The sequence below is a fragment of the Lacticaseibacillus manihotivorans DSM 13343 = JCM 12514 genome (genome assembly GCF_001435035.1).
Classification (GTDB): domain Bacteria; phylum Bacillota; class Bacilli; order Lactobacillales; family Lactobacillaceae; genus Lacticaseibacillus; species Lacticaseibacillus manihotivorans.
The window spans coordinates 1-6,040 of sequence record NZ_AZEU01000062.1 but is presented as its reverse complement, the minus strand read 5'-3'; the positions used below and the strand labels follow the sequence as shown (position 1 = coordinate 6,040).

The following is a 6,040-nucleotide window of genomic DNA, read 5'->3' as shown; positions in this document are numbered from 1 at the left end:
TTAGCGGTTTACCGCTTAGAGCCCAGCGAGAAGGAGATCCACTTGAATAATGAGCGTAGCGAATTATCCAAGTTAGCTCCGACGAGCGACATTGCGTTCCATGACCAGCCACCGGAACACTTTTTCTCGGAGCTCACAGATTTTCGTGCCGCTAGGCAATTGGTATCGCTGGCTGGAAGACTAAAAATACACTATCGATACCGTTGCGATTGCCCCAAAAATGAAGTCAGTTGATGAAATAGCCTAACGTCTTAAATGCCAGTGGGGCTTGAGGTAAAGTTGGCGATTGATGTTTGATAAAAGCCGCCAAGTCGATTCTGAGTAATTGATGCGCATTTTGGACGCGCATCGGCCAAGCACTGTCAGCCAAAATGTGCGTCATCGGCGGCTGTGGATGTTGGGGGATGTAAGTGGTGAAATAGGTGACGGCAGTGGTGTTGGCATGGGTTTGAAAATAGGCATTGACGCCAGTGGGCAGTGAGCGCTGATTGGATTGTTGCCAATCCGCGACGGTTAAGACGTTTAAGCGTTCGTTTAAGACTGGCATGGCAGGCTCTGGGCTGGCCAAGTTGGGCTGATAGGCTAACAGCCACCGAGTCCGGGCTGTTTGGTGGGTACGCTTGTCATAGACTTCTTGGATCAAGCCGACAATGAAGCTCATATTCGCTTCGGTCAAGGTAATGGTGTTGTAGTAGGTCCGCGGCGTTTCCATAGTGTCACCTCCAAGCCTCACAATACTAGCTTTTGCTGATTTGTCATTTTTCAAGCCGAAAATGACATCGATTTCAGATGCGCGGCGCAACAAAGTACGGTAAACTTCTTCTTATAATAGAAGGGATCGGGTGAAATGAAAAAACTGTTCTGCTTATTGTTCGCGTTGTTCAGCTTTGCTTGGCTGCCGACGCAAACGGTGCATGCCGCCAAGTTACATTTTTCCGTGTCGGCGCAATTGCCAAGCAATCAAGCTGATACCAGCGTGTCCTATTTTTCGTTGAAAGTCGTCCCAGGCCAAACGCAAACCCTAAATTTAGTCCTCAGCAACACCGACACTGTGGCCCATCGCTATCGCATTGCTGTCAATCGCGCCAACACGAACACCAATGGGGAAATCGACTACACCAAACATGCGCAACCCAAAGCGAAATCTTTGAGCGCAGATATCGAAGCGATGACACCGAAGCCGTTTGTGGTTAAAGTCTTAGCCAATCAGAAAAAAACCGTGGGCGTGAAGTTGACGACACCGCAGAAGGCTTGGTCTGGTTTAGTGTTAGGTGGGATTCAAGTCACAGAGTTAGATACTGGCCAAGCTAAAAAATCTGCCAAAGGCCTCACCTTGACCAATGAATATGCTTATGTGGTCGGCTTGGCCCTGCAAGAATCAGGCAATTACGCCGGCATCACGCCTAAAATCGCGTTGCGTTCAGTTAAAGCCCATCAGCTCAATTATCGCAATACGATCACGGCGACTTTAGAAAATACGACGCCAACGCCGATCCATCAACTGAAATTAAAAGTGAAAGTCACCAAAAAAGGGGCAAAACATACTTATATTCGCTATACCAAAGCAGACATGGCCATGGCCCCTAATAGTACCTTTGCCTTTCCTATCAGCACCAATAACACGCCATTGGTGGCAGGGCAGTACAAAATAGATTTGACTGCCACAACCGCAGGGCAAAAATTTCATTTTGTCAAAGGCTTCGCGATTACTGGTGCCCAAGCGCGCAAGCTGAATCACAGCGCTGTCGATCAAAAACAATCACCATTCTATTGGTTGTTGATTGGGGCAGGGATCATTTTAGGCATTTTGATCTTAGTGGTGATCATCTTGATCATTTTGCTGATTCGCCCACGCCGAGCCAAATAAATATACAGATTGCACACAAGCGAGTCGTTATCCATTTTGTAGATATCGACTCGCTTTTTTGCGCATCCGTTTACATCCCAGCCAAACGGTCAAAAGCGTTTTATCACACCATAAACGGTCACTCAGTTGACAGATTTTCTTGAAATGCAGCGACAAACTCTTGGTATCACCGAATTCTGACAAAAAAATTAGGGCCAATTATCGGGTCCTAAAAATAACGTGATGAAAATAAAGAAACCGCTACCATTGCGAGTTTCGCACGTTTTGAATAGCATTTTTTGAAGTCGTTCTGACCAATTCACTCGCGAAATCATTAAAATAAATTCATATTTATCTAGTATTTGTGAGAGTCATATGATATAACAGAGTTGTATTAATGCGTATATTAGCACCACTTGTCACTAATCGGTTTGGGGGAATCGTTAATGATCAAGCACCTTTCTTTAGTGCACCTTTCTGCGCTTGTCGCAGGTTTGGCTGCATTGTGTGCGTTCGGCACACCGACTACTGTTTCTGCTGATGATGTGCAAACATCAACAGCTTCTGTCACTTTCACGATGCCAAAAGATAGTGCAGTCGCTGCTAGCGACATGCCGACCATCGACTTCAGCTCAGCTAAGGTTTCCAGTTCTGCTCAAGACGTCACCGCCGATAGCGTTGATGCCCCAGTGGCAGTCACGAACCCAGGCTTTGCCAATGCGTGGAGTGTTTCTGTGGCTGCGTCGGATTTTACCAATACCGACAACACCCAACAGATCCACTCAGCATTATTGACGTTTGATGCAACGGCTGCCCAAAGCGGCAATGCCGATTCTGTGGCAACAGCGCCAACGGTTACGGATACCACCATTACCACAGGTGGGGATCAAGCAGCCTTGGTTAAAGCGGATCGCAATGGTTCAGCAGGTACGTTCACGACGGAATTTGCGTCATCTGCTGTACATTTGCACATTCCTGCAGGCAATACTGCAGGGGATTATTCTGCGAAGTTGAAGTGGACGTTGACTGACGCAATCGAATGAAAGGTGCGCGTTAATGCATTGATGTGGTGTAAGTTAGCAACAGCATGCGGTTAGAAAAAATTGTTTGAAAAAAGCTTGCATTTCAAATACAAGCGCGCTATGATGGTCATGTAATCAAGAACAAGTGAATTTAACCGCTCACCTAAACACAGGCCTTATGGCACGTTTAGGACGACCCGTACGCAGGAGTATGCAAATACTTGCTGTGAAGGGTCGTTTTGCTCTTGTACAGGTTTCTCGATGATCTTCCCCCAAACCATCATCGACTAATCAGTGATGTGTGTGCATATACGAGCCGTTTAATCGGCAATAAGTTCCGCAAAAAGCCATCAGTGCGATGGCCTTTTTGCGTATATGAGGATAATTCTATGGTCTATCAAGCAATCGTCGCCAGTTTGGTGATGACATTTTTTAATATTGGCATCATCGGCGGGCTTCAACGGCTGATGCATGGCTTGGATATGGATCTGGAAAACCGCCATTTATATCCTTGGCGCACCGAGCTGATCTATGGGGCTTATGAAGTGGTGGTCGCCGCCTTGTTGTTAGGGCTGGCCCGCTATTCTTCTGGGTTTGCGCAAGCGTTATTGGTTGATTTGCAGTTAGTGGTGATCATCAACTTCACCAACGCATTTAAAACCTTGCCTGCGATTATTCCGACTGTTTTATTAAATTTCGCCTTGTTTGCGGCGTTGATCGGGCATGCTGATTGGCAATTAGCTTTAGCCGTGATCGTTTATCTGGTTTGGCTGGCAATCGAAGAAGCCTACTTTTCACCATTTGATGAGCATATGATGATCCGCGTGTTAGCCGATTTAGTCGCTGGTGGCGGCTTTTGGGTGTTGATGCAATCAGCTTGGCAAATGACTGCGACGATGCGGGCAGCGCTGTTGATCGGCTTTGTGGTGGCAACATTAGGCAGTTTCACTTATATGATCCTACTGCGGCGTGAGCATTTGATCGATCGCGCCAATGCCCGGGATGTGCGCTATGATGCCTTGACGGATGCCTACAACTGGTTGAGTTTTCGCAAAGCGATCAATCAGCGCTTTGAACAAAATGCTGACTTGAGTTTGTTAGCCTTGGACATCGATCATTTTAAACAAGTGAATCGCCGTTATGGCCATCCCACGGGGAATCAAGTGCTGATCACCGTTGTGGATACGCTACAAGCTACTCTTGAAATGATCGCACCACATGCGATGCTGGCACGGACTGGCGGCGAGGAGTTCATGTTGATCTTACCGGAAACGGATGCGCCGCATGCCTTGGCAATCGCTCCGGCTTGCCAAGCGCGGATTCGAGAAGTGCTAGTGCCGCTAGAAGATAGTGATGCGATCCGGGTGACGGCAACGATTGGCGTTGCCACGCGGCAAATCGAAGATGAAAGTGCGCGCGACTTGTATCGCCGCGCGGATGCCAACTTAATTGCTGCACAAAATGTCGGCCGCGATCGCATCGGGACTGGCGAACATGAGTTGTGATGATGAAAGGAGCTCGACGCTGGTTGTTCGGGCTTCTTTTTTAGTTCAGCTCAGCGTTGAAATTGGTGACGGTTACACGTCAAATTCAATTGCGTCCACCGTGTATTTACCCCACAAATGTTGTATGCTTAGAAATGCATAATAATATTGTTATTTTGTTATTAAAAATAAGGATGTGCCAGGATGGAACTTGTCGGCAATACGTTCTTTTGGACTTTCTTTTTCATGATCGGGTTTGTGGCCTCGTTGGAAATCGTTGAAGACTTAGGGCCAGAATTGATGATGCGCTGGTTTCATCGCAAGGTTTCCGCAGCGGTGATGATCGCCGTTTACGTGATCGCGATCATTTTGTTCGTGCGGATGTTGCGGCTGCTGGGCACAACGTATTCTTGGACGGCCAATGCGATTCGTAATGGGACCTTGATTTATGTGTCCAAGCGGTTAAAAGACAAAAAAGTCTTCCGCTGGATGCTGGTGGCGGTATTTATCAGCTTTTGGCCATTTTGGGATTGGGATATCCCGTCGATCCTCGGCTTTATCGGGACCTTGTTGATTTTGATCCCGTTGAACAATCATCAAGATTGGATCAAGGCCAATTGGTTTCGGCATGCACCGGTGTTGATTTCAGTCAGCTTGATTTATTGGCTGTTTGACATGTACAGCTATCACTATGAATTAGGGCAAACCCTGATGGTCACCGTTGCCTTTATCGTCGTGATCGTATTGGCCCATGCTTATGATCATTTGCTGGTATATCGCAAGCGCGAAACCACTCATTTGGAATATGACAATCAACATGACGCTTTAACTGGGGTGCGCAGTTTAAGTAAATTTTCGACAGATTTTACCCGGTATCGCAAACTGGCGACTGAAGGCACCATGGCGTCAGTGTACTTGGTGATGATCGATATCGACCATTTCAAACGGATCAATGATACTTATGGGCATTTAGCCGGCAACGACGTCTTGAAAACGTTCGCCCATGATCTCGATGACTATTTGGATCAAGTGGATTTTCCGGTGGGGTTGTATCGAACTGGCGGCGAAGAGTTCAGTTTGTTGATCGCAGGCGGCGCCACAGATGCGCAAGCGCGCGCGATCATTGACGGTTATATGGCCCATTTGCGGCAGTTAACGGTTGAAACTGCTGGGGTTGCGATCCACTTAACTATTTCTGCTGGGATCACGCGCGTGGTTTCGCAAGATACTCAAAATGATCATACGATCGCCCGTGCCGATGCAAATTTGTATGCGGCTAAAGATGCTGGGCGCGATACGGTGATCACAGATTGAAGCAAATAGTCTGATTTCAACAAGCGAAATCAGGCTATTTTTTGTCGACAATTGTGGTTTTTGCTGGGTGCTAAAATGACCAAATTAAATTGTTTATCGTGCAGTTTAAGGTGACAGTTGTTGGCTAAAATGCGACTTGTGAAACACAAGATGCGTCGCTAATTTTCAATACACACGATTTGCATAAAACTCGTATTATTGTAAAAAGTGTATTACGCTGAACCATAAGACATGGTGTTGCACCATATCGGGGTACGTGGTAACTAAGTGGAAGACGTGCTCAACGAATACCGAGTGATTTTTTCGACAAAGTAAGGTAGCCTGGATTATTCACCTCGGTATTTGGGACATGAAATCGCATCTGGCCGGTCTGA

6 protein-coding genes are annotated in these 6,040 nt (G+C 46.9%); 5 read left to right on the top strand and 1 reads right to left on the bottom strand.

Annotated elements, in window-relative coordinates:
* Positions 1 to 234: hypothetical protein (locus FD01_RS16515; protein ID WP_235802927.1), on the top strand; the 234-nt coding region annotated here is incomplete at its 5' end.
* On the opposite strand, the gene FD01_RS03725 is transcribed toward FD01_RS16515, so the two are convergent.
* Complete coding sequence (locus FD01_RS03725) at positions 227 to 712, bottom strand: hypothetical protein (RefSeq protein ID WP_056962680.1); 486 nt, start codon at positions 710 to 712, stop codon at positions 227 to 229. The genes FD01_RS16515 and FD01_RS03725 overlap by 8 nt on opposite strands.
* A gap of 135 nt (positions 713 to 847) precedes the next feature.
* Here FD01_RS03725 and FD01_RS03720 point away from each other — a divergent pair, with 135 nt between their 5' ends.
* From FD01_RS03720 to FD01_RS03705, 4 genes are all read left to right on the top strand, one after another.
* Positions 848 to 1,867 carry a WxLIP family cell surface protein gene (locus FD01_RS03720; protein ID WP_056962678.1) on the top strand — a complete coding sequence of 340 codons (1,020 nt, stop codon included), beginning with the start codon at positions 848 to 850 and terminating at the stop codon, positions 1,865 to 1,867.
* Positions 1,868 to 2,292: 425 nt separating this feature from the next.
* On the top strand, positions 2,293 to 2,889 hold the full coding sequence (locus tag FD01_RS03715; protein WP_054719272.1) for a WxL domain-containing protein: 597 nt from the start codon (positions 2,293 to 2,295) through the stop codon (positions 2,887 to 2,889).
* A 368-nt stretch (positions 2,890 to 3,257) separates the two neighbouring features.
* Positions 3,258 to 4,373 (top strand): GGDEF domain-containing protein, encoded by a 1,116-nt coding sequence (locus FD01_RS03710; RefSeq protein WP_056962676.1) that lies wholly within the window; start codon positions 3,258 to 3,260, stop codon positions 4,371 to 4,373.
* Between the two features lie 183 nt (positions 4,374 to 4,556).
* On the top strand, positions 4,557 to 5,666 hold the full coding sequence (locus FD01_RS03705; protein ID WP_056962674.1) for a GGDEF domain-containing protein: 1,110 nt from the start codon (positions 4,557 to 4,559) through the stop codon (positions 5,664 to 5,666).
* Positions 5,667 to 6,040: the final 374 nt, after the last annotated feature.

Coding starts and splice junctions, on each gene's coding strand:
- FD01_RS03710 (WP_056962676.1), top strand. CDS start 3,258: ATGGTCTATCAAGCAATCGTCGCCAGTTTGGTGATGACATTTTTTAAT.
- FD01_RS03705 (WP_056962674.1), top strand. CDS start 4,557: ATGGAACTTGTCGGCAATACGTTCTTTTGGACTTTCTTTTTCATGATC.
- FD01_RS03720 (WP_056962678.1), top strand. CDS start 848: ATGAAAAAACTGTTCTGCTTATTGTTCGCGTTGTTCAGCTTTGCTTGG.
- FD01_RS03715 (WP_054719272.1), top strand. CDS start 2,293: ATGATCAAGCACCTTTCTTTAGTGCACCTTTCTGCGCTTGTCGCAGGT.
- FD01_RS03725 (WP_056962680.1), bottom strand. CDS start 712: ATGGAAACGCCGCGGACCTACTACAACACCATTACCTTGACCGAAGCG.